Origin of the sequence: Azospirillum oryzae, from assembly GCF_008364795.1 — a bacterium.
Classification (GTDB): Bacteria; Pseudomonadota; Alphaproteobacteria; order Azospirillales; family Azospirillaceae; genus Azospirillum; species Azospirillum oryzae.
In genome coordinates this window covers 154,576-171,533 of the sequence record NZ_VTTM01000002.1, presented here as the reverse complement: position 1 = coordinate 171,533, position 16,958 = coordinate 154,576, and the positions used below count along the sequence as shown (strand labels likewise).

Below are 16,958 nucleotides of genomic sequence, written 5' to 3'. Positions count from 1 at the left end.
GAACTGGCGCCGCTTTGCAATGTACGGATAAACGACTGAAAATAAACAATTTTCTTGAAACAAAACACTGGAACGCCGACTCAAAAGCGCGCTGGCGCCGCAGGAAAAACCGCTTGGCACGGCAACGACGAAGGTTTATTGTGCCTTTGTCATAAACACGAAGGCCGTTTTCCATGTCGATAGATGGTCAAGCTTTTGAACCACTGGACCTCCTGTCTCGTTCTCATGACACAAATCAGTTGTTGCGTTTCATCCAGGCTCTGGACGAAGAAATGACCGCGGCAACGGCAAATGCTGTTCGAGCTTTTCCGCTAACAACATCATCAGCCAAGCAAGCAAGAGGCGCAGCACGTCGCCACTTTATGGAAAATGCCATTCGCTCTGCTGGTCTCCGGACTGGAATTCAAGTTGACACCGAATGGAGCAAACCAGCAACTTGGAGCTATCCAACGGTCAAGATGGGCGCGTTTAAAGTTGCTGTTGGCATTATATTTAGCAGAAACCGTAACGCTCCAAGGCAGCTACGCACTAAATCTGCATACGCCAAAGCACTATGCGCCAGAAATTCTCCCCTAAGTCCCCAGGGGCAACTTTTCCCCGATCCATCAGAAGCAGTTAAAACTGTTATTCCTGAGGGCGCTTTTGGTGGCTTTATAGTTTCTGAACATAGTAGCTATACCGATGAGGTGCCCTCTTTCCTCGGGTTGTGGATTCCGTCGAATGACCTAAAGCAGAGATATCACAGCTATTCTCTGGAAGAGATTATGCTATATCTCCGAGCTAAGCTTGCTAAGCAGACAAAACCGACCAGAAAGAATCCAAGCCGGAAATTCCCGACGTTGAAGCAGAAACCAAGCCCTAAGAAGAAGTAACGAGTTGACAGGTGATAAAATGGATGGTGGTGCGTTATGCCTGCGGGTGTTGATCGGTTCGTCCCTGCACGCCTGCGAATGGCACGCAATGCGCGCGCATTGAGGCAGAAAGATCTTGCTGCATTGGTTGACCGCGCCGACACGACTGTGTCGAAATGGGAGAGTGACGATCATGAGCAACGTCCAGATGCTGTCGCTTTGTCTCGCCTTGCCAATGCTTTGAACATCGAAGTAAGCTGGTTCTTCAAACCTACTGGCGAAGCACAAGGGGCTGCATTCTTTCGCTCTCTGAAATCAGAACTAGGAAGAATGCGCGACAAAGCGGAAGCAAAACTATCATTTGTAGAGGAAATTAACTCTTCTATAAGTGAATACATAGATCTACCACCTGTTGACATCCCAGATATATTGGACGGCCGAGATTTTAGGACGCTGCGCAATGCAGATATGGACCATTACGCCAACGCACTTCGAGATTACTGGAATATTGGTCATGAGCCAATTGAGGACCTTCTTCTTGTTATCGAGAATGCTGGAATTGTGACTGCCCATGATGAGATTGGCTCCAACAAACTTGATGGTGTTTCCCGCTGGGGACTGGATGAGCGTCCTTATATGCTACTTGCCCGCGACAAAAACGTTGGCGCAAGGAGGCGCTTCGACGCAGCTCACGAACTTGGGCATATTGTTTTACATAGGCACGTAACTCCCGACGATCTGAAAAGCAATTTTACTCTGATTGAAGAACAAGCAATGATGTTTGCTGGAGCTTTTCTTCTTCCAGAAGAAACATTTGGGAGTGAAGTTTATTCACTTTCGCTGGAGGCTCTCTGTAACCTGAAGCCACGCTGGAAAGTAGCTATAGCCGCTATGATCAAAAGACTATCAGCTTTGGATAGAATTACTCCGGAATATGAAAGACGACTATGGCAGTATTATAGTTACAGACGCTGGCGAGGGTGCGAGCCATTTGATGATGAGCTACCAGTTGAGCAACCACAAGTTCTCTCAAACGCTATTCAGATGGTTTTGGACGAAAACTTGTGTACACGATCAGATCTTATTCGCCAAATCGGGCTTCCTCCTGCCGACATAGCAAACCTAACTGGGGTATCTGAACATTATCTGGCACCACCTCCTCAAAACTTAGTTCGAATGAAACCTGCAATCCGATCAAGAGTACAAATTGGCGATACAAGTAATGTGGTTTCGATTGCCGCGCACCGCAATAAAGACTGAGAAAATACCCATTCTATTTCTCCCTCGGAAATATTTTTTCTAAGCGGGACGACCTAGCCCGCGCCTTCTTTAAGGCGCGGGTACAGCCAAGGTGTGAATATACCATTTCCGAGCGATTATGAAAACTCGGGATTACTCTATGGATAACCTGATTTGTCGTTGGAGAGATTCAACGCCTTTGTCAATTTTCCCCCATTCACCCTTACAGCTGCCCGCTCAGCGATCCACCTCTTAAGCGACCTCAACTGGACCAACTCACGCTCACCACATATATTCACTGACGGAGGTGCCCCATGGCCGAGCCTGCGACTGCATTCGAACCGACCGATGACGATGCGCTGACACGCGCCGTTGCCGAGGCGCGGGCACAGGTTGCCGCCGGTCAGATGATTCCTCTGCGCGACGTTGCCGACTGGCTCGACAGTTGGGGCACGGCGGATGAGCGTCCTGCGCCGTCGTGGAAGTAATCTTCGCTCCGGCCGCCATTGCCGATCTGATCGCGATCCGCAACTATATTGGCCATTTCAATCCCGCAGCCGCCCGGCGCATGGCGCTACGCCTCCGAAGTGCTACGCAAAGCCTCGCCGACCTCCCTGACCGTGGCCGCCTTCGGCGAGACGGTGCGCGGGAACTGGTGGCGGTTCATCCCTATGTGATCGTCTATGACGTGACGCCGCCCCGCGTCACCATTCTGCGTGTCTGGCACGGGGCACAGAACCGCCCCTGACGCAGCCCCACCGGCAAGCCGCCACGTCTTTTCCACGCCCCCCTTACCACCAACCGCCGTCCATGATAGGACTATAAGCCTCAACCGCCCGAGGAGCGCCCTGCATGCATCATCAACGGTGCCACGCCGCCTTGCGCCCGTCCTCCCGCGCACCCGCCCCGCCGGATGGAACAGTGAACAGCCCCCGGAAAACCGTTCCAAACTGTTCCAAACGTTCCATCCGACCGCCGCAGGCCGGGTCGGGCGCCCCGGATGGAACAGTGAACACTCCCCCGAAACCTGTTCCACGCTGTTCCCCCTCACCCCGCCCCCAAAACGAAACGGCCCCCTTCCCTTGCGGGAAGAGGGCCGAAGTTTCAGCTACCCGAAGCGGCTCAGTCGCGCTTGACCGTGTCGCTGTTCAGCGCGGCCTGGGCGGCGGCGAGGCGGGCGATCGGCACGCGGTAGGGCGAGCAGGAGACATAGGTCAGCCCGATCTTCTCACAGAAAGAGATTGAGGCTGGGTCGCCGACGCCGCTCAACGGCCTTCGGACAATAGGCTCCGCACTATATCTCCATTGCCGAAAAATAGCCTGCAGCCTATATTCTTCCCGATGCACACCGTTCTCTTCCATACCGCGTTCGCGGCCGAATTCCGGGCTCTGCCACACGCCGTGCGGATCGACCTCGCTGCCGCGGCCAAGGTGCTTGGAGAGCGTGGCCCGGCGCTCGGCCGGCCCCATGTCGATACATTGAACGGGTCCAGGCATGCGAACATGAAGGAATTGCGGTTCAAGTCGAATGGTGGCGTGTGGCGCGTCGCCTTTGCCTTCGACCCGAAGCGCAACGCCGTCGTGCTGGTTGCCGGGGATAAAAGCGGGGTTTCGGAAAAGCGGTTCTACGCCTCGCTGATCGCCACCGCCGACAGCCGGTATGACGACCATCTCTCCGACCTGAAAGGAACCAAGCCATGACGGCGACGATCCCGTTCGACCAGATCCTCTCCGAGATGACCGACGACGAGCGCGCCGCAGTGGATGCACGGGCCGCCGGGATGCTGGCCGAGATCGACGGATTGGCGGAATTGCGCAGGCTGGCTGAACTGACCCAGGGTCAGGTGGCCGAAACCTTGAACGTGAAGCAGCCGACCGTCCACCAGATCGAGAAGCGGACCGACCTGTATCTGTCCACCCTGCGGCGCTTCGTGGAAGCAGCGGGCGGCGAGTTGGAGTTGCGGGTTTCCCTGCCGGGAAAAGGGGCGTTCAAGCTGACGGGCATCGGCGAGTTGACCTCCGGTTCCCAGCGCTGAGCCGTCCATGATGCCACGCCGGATGGAACAGTGAACAGTCTCCCAAAACCTGTTCCACGATGTTCCACCCGCCCACCCCCGCCCCCAAAACGAAACGGCCCCCTTCCCTTGCGGGAAGAGGGCCGAAGTCGTTTCAGCTATCCGAAGCGGATCAGTCGCGCTTGACCGTGTCGCTGTTCAGCGCGGCCTGGGCGGCGGCGAGGCGGGCGATCGGCACGCGGTAGGGCGAGCAGGAGACATAGGTCAGCCCGACCTTCTCGCAGAAGGAGATCGAGGCCGGGTCGCCGCCATGCTCGCCGCAGATGCCCAGCTTGATGTCCGGACGGACCTTGCGGCCGCGCTCGGTGGCGATCTCCACCAGTTCGCCGACGCCGGTGACGTCCAGCGACTGGAACGGGTCCTGCTCCAGGATGCCCTGGCGCTGGTACTCCGGCAGGAAGCTGCCGGCGTCGTCGCGCGACAGGCCCAGCGTGGTCTGGGTCAGGTCGTTGGTGCCATAGCTGAAGAACTCGGCCGACTCGGCGATCTCGCCGGCCTTCAGGGCCGCGCGCGGGATCTCGATCATCGTGCCGGTCAGGTACTCCACCGTCACGCCGGTCTCGGCCTTCACCTGCTCGGCGGCGCGGTCGATCACCCCCTTGAGGATGTCGAACTCCTTCTTCGTGATGATCAGCGGGATCATCACTTCGGGAATGACGGCCTCGCCGGTGGTCTTGGCGACCTCGGCGGCGGCGGCGAAGATGGCGCGGGCCTGCATCTCGTAGATCTCGGGGTACGAGATGCCCAGACGGCAGCCGCGATGGCCCAGCATCGGGTTCGCTTCATGCAGCTGGATGGTGCGGTGGCGCACCCGCAGCGGATCGGTGCCGGTGGCCTGGGCGACCTCCGCCATGTCCTCTTCGGTGTTCGGCAGGAACTCGTGCAGCGGCGGGTCGAGCAGGCGGATCGTCACCGGCAGGCCGGTCATGATCGTGAACAGGTCGACGAAGTCCTTCTTCTGGAAGGGCTCCAGCTTGGCGAGCGCCTTGCGGCGGCCGGCCTCGTCCTCCGCCAGGATCATCTCGCGGACGGCCAGGATGCGCTCCGGGTCGAAGAACATGTGCTCGGTGCGCGACAGGCCGATGCCCTCGGCGCCGAACTTCCGCGCGGTGCGGGCGTCCAGCGGGGTTTCGGCGTTGGCGCGGACCTTCATCCGGCGGATGCTGTCGGCCCAGCCCATCAGGGTGGCGAAGTCGCCCGACAGTTCCGGCTGGATCGTCGGCACCTCGCCCAGCATCACCTCGCCGGTGGAGCCGTCGATGGTGACGATGTCGCCTTCCTTCACGGTGACGCCGCGGACGGCCATCTGCTTGGTCTTGTAGTCGATGCGCAGGTCGCCGGCGCCCGACACGCAGGCACGGCCCATGCCGCGGGCAACCACCGCCGCGTGGCTGGTCATGCCGCCGCGGCTGGTCAGGATGCCGCGGGCGGCGTGCATGCCGTGGATGTCCTCGGGCGAGGTCTCGATGCGGCAGAGGATCACCGACTCGCCCTTGCCGGCCATCTGCTCGGCCTCGTCGGCGGTGAACACCACCTTGCCGGACGCGGCGCCGGGGGAGGCCGGCAGGCCCTTGGCGATCACCTTGCGGTCGGCCTTGGGGTCCAGCGTCGGGTGCAGCAGCTGGTCGAGCGAGGCCGGATCGATGCGGCGGACCGCCTCGTTCTGGTCGATGACGCCCTCGTTCGCCAGATCGACGGCGATCTTCAGCGCCGCCGGGGCGGTGCGCTTGCCGTTGCGGGTCTGCAGCATGAACAGCTTGTTCTGCTGGACCGTGAACTCGATGTCCTGCATGTCGCGGTAGTGCTTTTCCAGCTTGAGGCGGACCTCGTTCAGCTGGTTGAACACCTCCGGCATCACCTCCTCCATGGCGGGGAGGTCGGACTTGTTGGCGATCTTGCCGGCGATGGTCAGGTGCTGCGGGGTGCGGATGCCGGCGACGACGTCCTCACCCTGGGCGTTGACCAGATACTCGCCGTAGAAGGCATTCTCGCCGGTCGACGGGTTGCGGGTGAAGGCCACGCCGGTGGCGCAGTCGTTGCCCATGTTGCCGAAGACCATGCACTGCACGTTGACCGCGGTGCCCCAGTCGGCCGGGATGTCGTGCAGCTTGCGGTAGGTGATGGCGCGGGCGTTCATCCAGGAGCCGAAGACGGCGCCGATGGCGCCCCACAGCTGCTCCTGCACATCCTGCGGGAAGGGCCGGCCCAGCTCGCGCTCGACCGCCTTCTTGTAGTCCTCGATCACCGCCTGCCAATCCTCGGCCGACAGGTCGGTGTCGAGGTTGTAGGACTTGTCGCGCTTGTGGTTGTCGAGGATGTCCTCGAAATGGTGATGCTCAACGTCGAGCACGACGTTGGAATACATCTGGATGAAGCGGCGGTAGCTGTCGTAGGCGAAGCGGCCGTCGCCCGACCGCTTGGCGAGACCGGCGGCGGTCGCGTCGTTCAGGCCCAGGTTCAGGACGGTGTCCATCATGCCGGGCATCGACGCGCGGGCGCCGGAGCGGACCGACACCAGCAGCGGGTTGACCGGATCGCCGAACTTGGCGTCCATCGCCTGTTCCAGCCGCGCGATGGCGGCGTTCACCTGCGCCGTCAGCTCCGGCGGATAGGAGCGGCCGTTGGCGTAGAAATAGGTGCACAGCTCCGTGGTGATCGTGAAGCCCGGCGGAACGGGCAGGCCAAGATTGGCCATCTCGGCCAGATTGGCGCCCTTGCCGCCCAGCAGGTTCTTCATATCGGCCCGTCCTTCGGTGGCACCGGCCCCGAAGCTGTAGACCCACTTGGATTCACCCTGGCTCGCCATCGCGGAATTCCTCTCGCCCCATGGTCGTCCGGCATGCGGGTGCTCCCCTTGTGCTCCACGGGCGATCCACCGGGCGGGTCTTTTCCGCTCAGCGAAACGCCGTGGTCAGTTTGCTTGACCGCACATGCCGCTGAGTGGACCTTCTATCGCCCCAAACGTTGGGACACAAGACAGTCGCGTGGTCTAAATCGGGATGACCTGCGCTTTGCCGGCAAAGGAGCGTTGCGACTATATCGTATTGCCGGATCCCCATTACTCCGGCGGAACCGCATAAGCACCGATTCGAATGGTGAAATGCGGTCGAAGTACCCCGTAAATCCAAAGAAAAACGGGACCATTTCCACTGCAAATGTTTCAGATGCTGAAGCAGGCGTCGGCCGGACACTCCACCCAGTGTTTGCCCTCCCCTGCCAGCCAGCGGACCAGCGCATCGGCCGGCATCGGCCGGGCGAAGCGGTAGCCCTGGCCGATGGCGCAGCCTTCCGCCTCCAGCATGAGGTGCTGGGCCTCGCGCTCCACCCCCTCCGCGACGACGGTCAGGCCCAACGCCTCGCCGATCTGGATGATGGCGCGCACCAGCGGCCGGTTGGCGGCGTCGATGTCCAGTTCCTTGACGAAGCTGCGGTCGATCTTCAGTTCGCCGACGGGGAAGCGCTTCAGGTAGCTCAAGGACGAATAGCCGGTGCCGAAATCGTCGATCGACAGGGTGACACCCAGCGCATGCAGGGCATCCAGCGCGTCATGGACGCCGACCTCCTCCGTCATCATCAGCCGCTCGGTGATCTCCAGCGTCAGGTCGTTGGCCGGGATGCCGTTGGCGGCCAGCGCGGCACGGACCTGATCCGGCAGATCGCCGCGGGCGAATCGGACGGCGGAGACATTGACCGCCAACCCCGGCACCGGTACCCCCGCCGCACGCCAGCGGCCGAGCTGCGCCACCGAAGTCTGCAGCACCCAGCTGTCCAGCCGGTCGATCAGCCCGCATTCCTCGGCCAGCGGCACGAACTCCACCGGCGACACCGCGCCCCAGCGCGGGTGGGTCCAGCGGATCAGCGCCTCCACCCGATGCAGGCATTGCGGCTTCAGCCGGACCTGGGGCTGGTAATGCAGCTCGAACGGAGCCTCCTCGTCCGGGCAGCCGGCCTCCTGGCGGTCCAGCGCCTCGCGCAGCGCCGCCTCCATCTCCAGCCGGCGCACCGCCTGTTCGTTCATGTCGCGGCGGAAGAAATGGCAGCGGTTGCGGCCGGCCTGCTTGGCCCGGTACATCGCCGCATCGGCCTGGCGCAGCAGCGTGTCGAAATCCATGCCGTCGTCGGGATGCACGGCGATGCCGATGCTGGCGGTCGGGGTCAGCGTCAGGTCGGCCACCGTCATCGGCACCGACAGGGTAGCCAGCACCCGTTCCGCCAGCAGCGAGGCATGGGCGGCGTCGCAGCCCGGCAGCAATGCCACGAACTCGTCCCCACCCAGCCGGGCCAGCGTGTCGCCCTCGATGAACAGCAGCTCTAGCCGGGTCGCCACCTCCACCAGCAGCCGGTCGCCGACCGCATGGCCCAGCGAATCGTTGACGGTCTTGAAGCGGTCGATGTCCAGGAACATCAGCGTCACCGGCTGCCGCGTGCGTCCGGCCAGCGCCAGTGCCGCGGTGGCGCGGTCGGCCAGAAGCTGGCGGTTGGGCAACCCGGTCAGCGTGTCGAAATAGGCCAGCCGGTTGATCTCCGCCCGTGCCCGGTCATGTTCGATGGCGAGTGCGCACAGATGCACGCAGGCTTGCACCAGTCGGCGATGGAAGGGCGCGGCGGGACGCGGCTCGCGGTAATAGAGCGCGAAGCTGCCCAGCATGCGGGCGTCCCGCCCCTTGATCGGGTTGGACCAGCAGGCGGCCAAGCCATGGGCCAGCGGAACCTCGCGATAGGGTGCCCAGCGCGGGTCTTCGGCGATGTCGACGGACATCACCGCCTCGCCCCGGCTCATCGCGCTGCCGCAGCAGCCGACGTCCGGACCGATGGCCAGCCCGTCGATGGCGTTGGCATAGACGGCGGGCAGCGACGGGGCCGCGGCCACCCGCATGCGGTTCTCGGCGTCACGCAGCATCACCGAACAGGCGACCTCCGGCGCGCAGGCCTCCACCTGCCGGCAGAGGAAATCCAGGACCTGCTTCAGCGACCGGCCGGCGGCCACCAGTTCCAGAACATCCTGCTGCAGGCGTGCCACCGCCTCCGCCCGTTCGCGCTCGTCGAAATCGCGCATCTCGCACAGAAGCAGGACGTCGTCGCCGTCGGTCAGATGCTGCCAGTGCAGATCGACCGGGACCGGATCGCGGCGGGGAACGCGCAAGGCACCGGTGCCGGGCGGTGGATGGTCGTTCTCCTGCGCCCCATCCCATACCGCCTGCCAGTCACGGCCACCGAAATCGAGCAGGCCGGGCAGCGGGCGGCCGATCAGCGCATCCAGCGGGACACCGGCCAGCCGGGCGAAACCGGGATTGGCGCCGACGATGGTGCCGTCGGCCGATGTCCAGACCAAGGCCGCGCTCCATTGCGCGGCGGTCGCCCGCAACAGGCGATCGGACGGCAGGCGGTCGTCCAGCGCGGTCCCGGCCGAATCCATGACCCCTGATCCCTCCGGACATGCTTCGGGAACGCCGCTCCGGCGCCCCGGGGGAGTCAGCTAACATGAACACACGCGGCGCGGTCAAGGCCCCTCATGATCCGGCCATCCTGTTGCATCCACACAAGAATGGTTCCAAACAGCGCGCGGCGATTTTGTTCGTACACAAGCAAAAGGGAGGAAGCGGCTTCCCGCTCCCTCCCTTTCATCGTTCATCGTCCGGTGAGCCTCCCAGGGGAGCGCTCTGTGGAGGATCAGCTGCAGCCGGTGGTCGACCCGCAGCTGTCGCACTTCAGGCAAGTGCCGTTGCGGACCAGGGTCATGTTGCCGCACTCGCCGCAGGGATCGCCCTCGTACCCGCGGGCGCGGGCCTCGCGGATGCGGTCGAAGCGCTGGTCGCTGGTGCTGCCGCCATAGGCCGTGCCGGTGGCCGCGGTGGCAGCGACATGGCCCTGGGAGGTGGCGGCGGCGACCGCCGGGCTGGCCGCCATGGCAGCCTGGACGGAAGCCTGGGTGCCGGCCGACGCGGTGACGCTCACGGCAGCCGTGTCGGTGCCGGTGGCGGCGAAGGCCGCCGCGGCGCTGGCCCGCTGGGTCTGGCCGCCCGTCTGGCCACCATGCAGGACGCGCAGGTTGTTGCGGACATAGCCGGTCGACGCGATGCGGCGGACGATGTCGGACGGCTGCACCTGGGTGTCCGGCAGGTCGCCCTGCTTGTCGCCGCTGCCCACGGTGAAGGGCACCAGATCCTCCGGCGTGGCGTGCGCCAGATCGGTGCGGTTCAGGTAGGAAATGGCGATCTCGCGGAAGATGTAGTCGATGACCGAGGTCGCCATCTTGATGGTGTCGTTGCCGGTCACCATGCCCGACGGCTCGAAGCGCGTGAAGGTGAAGGCCTCCACGAACTCCTCGAGCGGCACGCCATACTGCAGGCCGATCGACACCGCGATGGCGAAGTTGTTCATCAGCGACCGGAAGGCGGCGCCTTCCTTGTGCATGTCGATGAAGATCTCGCCCAGGCGACCGTCTTCATACTCGCCGGTGCGCAGGTACACCTTGTGGCCGCCGACATTGGCCTTCTGCGTGTAGCCCTTGCGGCGGTGCGGCAGACGCTCGCGCGAGCTGCTCTTCCGCTCCACCACCCGCTCGATCACCTTCTCGACGATGCGCTCGGTGATCATCTGGGCACGGGCGGCGGCCGGCGCCTCGATCACCGCCTCGACCGCCTCGCCATCCTCCTCGTCGTCGAGCAAGGCGGCCTGCAGCGGCTGGCTCAGCTTGGAGCCGTCGCGGTACAGCGCGTTCGCCTTCAGGCCCAGGCGCCAGGACATCAGGTAGGCGTCCTTGCACTCGTCGACCGTCGCCGTGTTCGGCATGTTGATGGTCTTGGAGATGGCACCGGAGATGAAGGGCTGCGCCGCCGCCATCATCGTGATGTGCGATTCCCAGGACAGGAAGCGCTTGCCGATGCGGCCGCAGGGGTTGGCGCAGTCGAACACCGACAGATGCTCGTCCTTCAGGAAGGGGGCGCCTTCCAGTGTCATGGCGCCGCAGCAGAAGGTGTTGGCCGCCTCGATCTGCGCCTTGGTGAAGCCGATGTAGCTCAGCAGGTCGAAGCCCGGAGCGTCCAGCGTCTCGGCCGGGATGCCCAGCGTCTGGGTGCAGAAATCGGCGCCGATGGTCCAACGGTTGAAGACGAACTTGATGTCGAAGGCGGTGGCGAGGTTGCCCTCCAGCCGCTCCAGCAGTTCGTCGGTGAAGCCCTTGGCCTTCAGCGACTCGTGGTTCACGCCCGGCGCGCTCTTCAGGGTGCCGTGGCCCACGGCGTAGAGCGCGATCTCTTCGATCTGCTCCGGGGTGTAGCCGAGCGTCTTCAACGCCTCCGGCACCAGTCGGTTGACGATCTTGAAATAGCCGCCGCCGGCCAGCTTCTTGAACTTCACCAGGGCGAAGTCGGGCTCGATGCCGGTGGTGTCGCAATCCATCACCAGACCGATGGTGCCGGTCGGGGCGACCACCGTGGCCTGGGCGTTGCGGTAGCCGTGGGCCTCGCCCAGTTCCAGCGCCTCGTCCCACACGCGGACGGCGGCCAGAGCCAGTTCCTGGTCCGGGCAGAGGTCGGCGACGAAGGGCACCGGCTCGACCGCCAGACCCTCATAGCCGTTCATCTCGCCGTTGGCGGCGCGGCGATGGTTGCGGATGACCCGCAGCATGTGGTCGCGGTTGGCCTCGAAGCCCGGGAACGGCCCCAACTCCTGCGCCATCTCGGCCGAGGTGGCATAGGCGACGCCGGTCATGACGGCGGAGATGCCGGCGCAATAGGCACGGCCTTCATCCGAGTCGTAGGACAGGCCGGACGCCATCAGCAGGCCGCCGAGGTTGGCGAAGCCCAGACCCAGGGTGCGGAACTCGTAGGAGAGCTGGGCGATTTCCTTCGACGGGAACTGCGCCATCAGCACGGAGATTTCCAGCACGATGGTCCACAGCCGGCAGGCATGCTCGAACGCCTCGACGTCGAAGGAACCGTCCTTCAGACGGAACGACATCAGGTTCAGCGACGCCAGATTGCAGGCGGTGTCGTCGAGGAACATGTACTCCGAGCACGGGTTCGAGGCGTTGATGCGCCCCGAGGCCGGGCAGGTGTGCCACTCGTTGATGGTGCTGTCGAACTGCACGCCCGGATCGGCGCAGGCCCAGGCGGCGTAGCCGACCTTGTCCCACAGGTCGCGGGCGCGGACGGTCTTCACCACCTTGCCGTTGGTGCGGCCGATCAGGTTCCAGTCGGCGTCGTCCAGCACCGCCTGCACGAACTCGTTGGAGATGCGCACGGAGTTGTTGGAGTTCTGGCCGGAGACCGTCAGGTAGGCTTCCGAATCCCAGTCGGTGTTGTAGGTCTTGAACTCGATGGAGGTGAAGCCCTGGCCGGCGAACTGGATCACGCGCTGGATGTAGTTCTCCGACACCTGATCCTTGCGGGCGGCGAGGATCGCCTTCTTCAGCTCCTTGTTCTCCTTCGGGTCCAGGCCCGACTGGGCGGCGGCCATCACCGCCGTCAGGTGCTTCTGGCAGATCTTGGAGCCGGTGACGAGCGCCGCGACCTTCTGCTCCTCGTTCACCTTCCAGTCGATGTAGCCTTCGATGTCCGGGTGGTCCATGTCCACCGTGACCATCTTGGCCGCACGGCGCGTGGTGCCGCCCGACTTGATGGCGCCGGCCGCGCGGTCGCCGATCTTCAGGAAGCTCATCAGGCCCGACGACTTGCCGCCGCCGGCCAGCTTCTCGCCCTCGCCGCGCAGCTTGGAGAAGTTGGAACCGGTGCCGGAGCCGTACTTGAACAGGCGGGCCTCACGCACCCACAGGTCCATGATGCCGCCCTCGTTGACGAGGTCGTCGGCGACGGACTGGATGAAGCAGGCATGCGGCTGCGGATGCTCGTAGGCCGAGGCGGACGAGGTCAGCAGGCCGGTCTTGAAATCAACGTAGAAGTGGCCCTGGCTCGGGCCGTCGATGCCGTAGGCCCAGTGCAAGCCGGTGTTGAACCACTGCGGGCTGTTCGGGGCCGCCATCTGGGCGGCCAGCATGAAGCGCATCTCGTCGAAGAAGGTGCGGGCGTCGGCTTCGGTGTCGAAATAGCCGCCCTTCCAACCCCAATAGGTCCAGGTGCCGGCCAGACGGTCGAAGACCTGCTTGGCCGAATGCTCGCCGACGAAGCGCTTCTCCTTCGGCAGGGTGGCCAGCTTCTCCTGGTCCGCTTCCTTGCGCCACAGCCAGGACGGAACGGTGTTCTCCTCCACGGCGCGGAGCGCGGCGGGAACGCCGGCCTTGCGGAAATACTTCTGCGCCAGGATGTCGCTGGCGACCTGCGAGAAGTTGTCCGGCACCTCGATGCCGGTCTGCTGGAAGACGATCGTTCCATCCGGGTTGCGGATCTCGCTGGTCGCCGGGCGGAAGCCGAGGCTGGCGTAGGCGTCCTGACCTTCGTGCGTGAAACGACGCTCGATCCGCATGATGAGACTGTCCCCTGCTTGGAGCACGCCGCGGCGCGCTCGAATGGAAATGTGGTGCGACCTGTACCGATCCGAAGCGGCCGGCGGTTCTGTCCGCCGTCCGGCCCGTCAACGCAGATGGCGCCGTACAAACAGGGGCCTCTTGCCCGACTGTCCGCCGTCGCCGCTGTGCTGCCGGGACCGGGGCCGCCGCTTGAGGCCGGCCGGGTCACGTGGACTGCATCCTAGCCAGCGCGACGGGGCCAAGCAAGCCCCACTCTGCTAGATATTGTGGTTGACATGACCGAACCCCTCAAAACCTTGATCTTGTGGTGTTCAACCCGTTACCGGGGATCCTGTTCCCGCCCGCCAAGCAAATTTTTTGGGGGAGGCGGCGGCTGGGCCGCATCGCGGCCGGAAGGCACCAACTGTGGGCACTCAATGGCCGCCGGCGCTGAAGATGACCGGAGCACCCCCGATTAGAGCGCAAAACGCGCCCGACCGCCAGAGCTTCCTTACAGTAAAAATCAACATGTTGTTGCTAATATGCCGTTGTACCCACCACCGATTCGCCGCGGGGCGACTCGGACCAAGCCGGCGGAATCCCAGGGGCGACTCGAAAAGGCCCACCATCCCCGCTCCCGAGTCGCCGCCGGCTCACCCAGGTTTCGGCACGGAAGAGGGGTAGGGACGGCCATCCCGCAACTAATTCATGCGTCCCCGGTTGAGGCGCATGGAGCCAAGGTGGATCCCGCGTGATCCCGGGGGAGGAGAGGCGCCCATGTTGAAGATCACCCACAAGATGTGGTTCACGTTGCCCGCGCTGACACTGCTGGTCGGCCTGGCGACTCCGCCTGGGGCCACGGCCCAGACAGTCATCATCAACGGTTCGACTCCGGCCGTCGGCGCGACGGTGGAGCGCAAGACCGGTCCCAGCGTCGACCAGTTGATGAACCGCAACGTCGTCGGCGCCGACGGGTCGAAGATCGGTACGGTGACCGACGTGATCCTCGACGACAAGGGCGAGGCCCAATACATCGTCATCCACTCCGGCGGCATTCTGGGCTTCGGCGGCAAGGACATCGCGGCCGACCTGACCCTGGCCGACCTGCGTACCGGCAACGAAGCGATCCGGCTGCGCGAGGTGACCGCCGCCAGCGTCCGCGACATGCCGGAATTCCGCTACAACGACAGCATCACGTCCCTGACCCGCAGCCCGGAGCCGCAGCGGTAAGCGACGGGTGCTTGGCGGTTCGGGAGATCGCACTTCTGGATACAAGTTTTACACGGATGTCATGGATTTAGACACGGATTACACGGATTTTTCTTTGGCTTGGGAAACGTGTCCCTCGCCGACCAGCGACCGTGATGCGAGTCCGATCCTGGTTCATGGACGATACCGCTGCCTGGCCGGCGACGGCTTGGCAACGCCACATCCGTGAAATCCGTGCTCAAATCCGTGAAATCCGTGTCGATCTTGCCCGACACCGCGGCACCCTGCCGTTCATCATCAGCCCACAACGAAAAAGGCCGCGCCCCAAGCGGGACGCGGCCTTTCTCTTACCCTTCCGGGAGATCGCTAGGCCCTCTCCCCCACGTCACCGCAGGGGAGGATGGCCTCAGACGGTCACTCGTCGTTCTGCTGCTTGCGCTTCAGAGCGGCGCCCAGGATGTCGCCCAGCGAGGCGCCCGAGTCGGACGAACCGAACTCGGCCATCGCCTGCTTCTCTTCCTCCATCTCGCGGGCCTTGATGGACAGCGAGATGCGGCGGGAAGCGCGGTCGATCTGGGTGACCTTGGCGTCGACCTTCTCGCCGACGGCGAAACGGTCCGGGCGCTGTTCGGAACGGTCGCGGGACAGGTCCGACTTGCGGATGAAGCCGGTGTAGCCCTCGCCGACGGTCACTTCGATGCCGCCGTCCGTCACCTGCGTCACGGTGCAGGTCACGACCTCGTTCTTCTTCAGGCCGGCGGTGGCCGACTCGAACGGATCGCTGGCCAGCTGCTTGATGCCGAGGCTGATGCGCTCCTTCTCGACGTCGACGTCGAGAACCTTGACCTTGACGCGGTCGCCCTTCTTGTACTCGGCGATCGCCTCTTCACCCGACTTGTTCCAGTCGAGATCGGACATGTGGACCATGCCGTCGATATCGCCCGGCAGGCCGACGAACAGACCGAACTCGGTGATGTTCTTGACTTCGCCTTCCAGCTCGGTGCCAGGACCGAACTTGTCGGTGAAGGTCTCCCACGGGTTGTCCAGGCACTGCTTCAGGCCGAGGCTGATGCGGCGCTTCTGCGGATCGACGTCCAGGACCATGACCTCGACTTCCTGCGAAGTCGACACGATCTTGCCCGGATGGACGTTCTTCTTGGTCCAGGACATTTCCGACACGTGGACCAAGCCCTCGATCCCCGGCTCCAGCTCCACGAAGGCGCCGTAGTCGGTGATGTTGGTGACGCGGCCCTTGAACTTCGCGCCGACCGGATACTTGGCCTCGACGCCTTCCCACGGGTCGGCTTCGAGCTGCTTCATGCCCAGGCTGATGCGCTGGGTTTCCGGGTTGAAGCGGATGACCTGGACCGTGACGGTCTGGCCGATCTGCAGGGCTTCCGACGGATGGTTGATGCGGCGCCACGCGATGTCGGTGACGTGCAGCAGGCCATCGACGCCGCCCAGGTCGACGAACGCACCGTAGTCGGTGATGTTCTTGACGACGCCCTGGAGGATCTGGCCTTCCTTGAGGTTGGCCACCAGCTCCGAACGGGCCTCGGCGCGGCTCTCTTCGAGCACGGCGCGGCGCGACACGACGATGTTGCCGCGCGAGCGGTCCATCTTCAGGATCTGGAACGGCTGCGGGGTGCCCAGCAGCGGGGAGATGTCGCGGACCGGACGGATGTCGACCTGGCTGCCCGGCAGGAAGGCCACGGCGCCCGACAGGTCGACCGTGAAGCCGCCCTTGACGCGGCCGAAGATGACGCCGGTGACGCGGGTCTGGTCGTTGAACGACTTCTCCAGCAGGGCCCAGGCCTCTTCGCGCTTCGCCTTCTCACGGCTCAGCATCGCTTCGCCGTTCTTGTCTTCCATCCGCTCGAGGTAGACCTCGACGGTGTCGCCCGCCTTCAGCTCGGGCGGCTGGCCGGCAACGGCGAATTCCTTCAGCGCGACGCGGCCTTCCGACTTCAGACCGACGTCGATGGTGACCATGTCGTTCTCGACGGCGACGACGCGTCCCTTGACGACCGTACCTTCGAGCGACTCGGCCGCGCCCAGCGACTCTTCGAGCAGAGACGCAAAGCTTTCCTTTTCGACCGTGCGGGCCAGTGACTGTGCCATTGAAACTCCTAAAGGTGGCGCGAAAGCGGCCCCGTTCCGGTCCCTCCCGCGGCAAAA

At 63.7% G+C, this 16,958-nt stretch carries 12 protein-coding genes; 7 read left to right on the top strand and 5 right to left on the bottom strand.

Features of this window, described 5'->3' with window-relative positions; translation table 11 throughout:
• The first annotated feature begins 173 nt into the window (after positions 1-173).
• The 4 genes from FZ938_RS06775 to FZ938_RS06760 all read left to right on the top strand — a co-directional run bounded on the left by FZ938_RS06775 (position 174) and on the right by FZ938_RS06760 (position 2,838).
• Positions 174-872, top strand: coding sequence for a hypothetical protein (locus FZ938_RS06775; RefSeq protein ID WP_149197844.1), 699 nt, complete (start codon positions 174-176; stop codon positions 870-872).
• Positions 873-950: 78 nt separating this feature from the next.
• The gene (locus FZ938_RS06770; RefSeq protein WP_174757212.1) at positions 951-2,111 is read left to right on the top strand and encodes a helix-turn-helix domain-containing protein; all 1,161 of its coding nucleotides are present in this window, start codon (positions 951-953) and stop codon (positions 2,109-2,111) included.
• A gap of 293 nt (positions 2,112-2,404) precedes the next feature.
• Positions 2,405-2,578, top strand: coding sequence for an antitoxin (locus tag FZ938_RS06765; protein ID WP_149197842.1), 174 nt, complete (start codon positions 2,405-2,407; stop codon positions 2,576-2,578).
• Positions 2,569-2,838, top strand: coding sequence for a type II toxin-antitoxin system RelE/ParE family toxin (locus FZ938_RS06760; protein ID WP_149197841.1), 270 nt, complete (start codon positions 2,569-2,571; stop codon positions 2,836-2,838). Before FZ938_RS06765 ends, FZ938_RS06760 begins: the two co-directional genes overlap by 10 nt.
• A gap of 374 nt (positions 2,839-3,212) precedes the next feature.
• Here FZ938_RS06760 and FZ938_RS06755 read toward each other — a convergent pair whose 3' ends face one another.
• Positions 3,213-3,359: a putative PEP-binding protein gene (locus FZ938_RS06755; protein WP_211101041.1), complete on the bottom strand. Its 147-nt coding sequence runs from the start codon at positions 3,357-3,359 to the stop codon at positions 3,213-3,215.
• Between the two features lie 72 nt (positions 3,360-3,431).
• Between FZ938_RS06755 and FZ938_RS06750 the strand changes: the two genes are divergently transcribed.
• Positions 3,432-3,791: a type II toxin-antitoxin system RelE/ParE family toxin gene (locus FZ938_RS06750; protein WP_149197840.1), complete on the top strand. Its 360-nt coding sequence runs from the start codon at positions 3,432-3,434 to the stop codon at positions 3,789-3,791.
• Positions 3,788-4,126, top strand: coding sequence for an XRE family transcriptional regulator (locus tag FZ938_RS06745; RefSeq protein WP_149197839.1), 339 nt, complete (start codon positions 3,788-3,790; stop codon positions 4,124-4,126). Before FZ938_RS06750 ends, FZ938_RS06745 begins: the two co-directional genes overlap by 4 nt.
• A gap of 151 nt (positions 4,127-4,277) precedes the next feature.
• Here the strand turns inward: FZ938_RS06745 and ppdK are convergent, their stop codons facing one another.
• The 3 genes from ppdK to FZ938_RS06730 form a co-directional block, all read right to left on the bottom strand.
• Complete coding sequence (gene ppdK, locus FZ938_RS06740) at positions 4,278-6,971, bottom strand: pyruvate, phosphate dikinase (RefSeq protein WP_149197838.1); 2,694 nt, start codon at positions 6,969-6,971, stop codon at positions 4,278-4,280.
• A 354-nt stretch (positions 6,972-7,325) separates the two neighbouring features.
• Positions 7,326-9,581, bottom strand: a complete 2,256-nt coding sequence (locus tag FZ938_RS06735; RefSeq protein WP_149197837.1) for a putative bifunctional diguanylate cyclase/phosphodiesterase — start codon at positions 9,579-9,581, stop codon at positions 7,326-7,328.
• A 254-nt stretch (positions 9,582-9,835) separates the two neighbouring features.
• Positions 9,836-13,588, bottom strand: coding sequence for a vitamin B12-dependent ribonucleotide reductase (locus tag FZ938_RS06730; protein ID WP_149197836.1), 3,753 nt, complete (start codon positions 13,586-13,588; stop codon positions 9,836-9,838).
• Between the two features lie 760 nt (positions 13,589-14,348).
• Between FZ938_RS06730 and FZ938_RS06725 the strand changes: the two genes are divergently transcribed.
• Positions 14,349-14,801: a PRC-barrel domain-containing protein gene (locus tag FZ938_RS06725; protein ID WP_149197835.1), complete on the top strand. Its 453-nt coding sequence runs from the start codon at positions 14,349-14,351 to the stop codon at positions 14,799-14,801.
• 393 nt (positions 14,802-15,194) lie between these two features.
• Here FZ938_RS06725 and rpsA read toward each other — a convergent pair whose 3' ends face one another.
• The gene (gene rpsA, locus FZ938_RS06720) at positions 15,195-16,901 is read right to left on the bottom strand and encodes a 30S ribosomal protein S1 (RefSeq protein ID WP_042694362.1); all 1,707 of its coding nucleotides are present in this window, start codon (positions 16,899-16,901) and stop codon (positions 15,195-15,197) included.
• Positions 16,902-16,958: the final 57 nt, after the last annotated feature.

Excerpts from the sequence above, each read along its gene's own strand:
- FZ938_RS06775 (WP_149197844.1), top strand. The coding sequence starts at position 174 with ATGTCGATAGATGGTCAAGCTTTTGAACCACTGGACCTCCTGTCTCGT.
- FZ938_RS06770 (WP_174757212.1), top strand. The coding sequence starts at position 951 with ATGGCACGCAATGCGCGCGCATTGAGGCAGAAAGATCTTGCTGCATTG.
- FZ938_RS06765 (WP_149197842.1), top strand. The coding sequence starts at position 2,405 with ATGGCCGAGCCTGCGACTGCATTCGAACCGACCGATGACGATGCGCTG.
- FZ938_RS06750 (WP_149197840.1), top strand. The coding sequence starts at position 3,432 with ATGCACACCGTTCTCTTCCATACCGCGTTCGCGGCCGAATTCCGGGCT.
- FZ938_RS06745 (WP_149197839.1), top strand. The coding sequence starts at position 3,788 with ATGACGGCGACGATCCCGTTCGACCAGATCCTCTCCGAGATGACCGAC.
- ppdK (WP_149197838.1), bottom strand. The coding sequence starts at position 6,971 with ATGGCGAGCCAGGGTGAATCCAAGTGGGTCTACAGCTTCGGGGCCGGT.
- FZ938_RS06735 (WP_149197837.1), bottom strand. The coding sequence starts at position 9,581 with ATGGATTCGGCCGGGACCGCGCTGGACGACCGCCTGCCGTCCGATCGC.
- FZ938_RS06730 (WP_149197836.1), bottom strand. The coding sequence starts at position 13,588 with ATGCGGATCGAGCGTCGTTTCACGCACGAAGGTCAGGACGCCTACGCC.
- FZ938_RS06725 (WP_149197835.1), top strand. The coding sequence starts at position 14,349 with ATGTTGAAGATCACCCACAAGATGTGGTTCACGTTGCCCGCGCTGACA.
- rpsA (WP_042694362.1), bottom strand. The coding sequence starts at position 16,901 with ATGGCACAGTCACTGGCCCGCACGGTCGAAAAGGAAAGCTTTGCGTCT.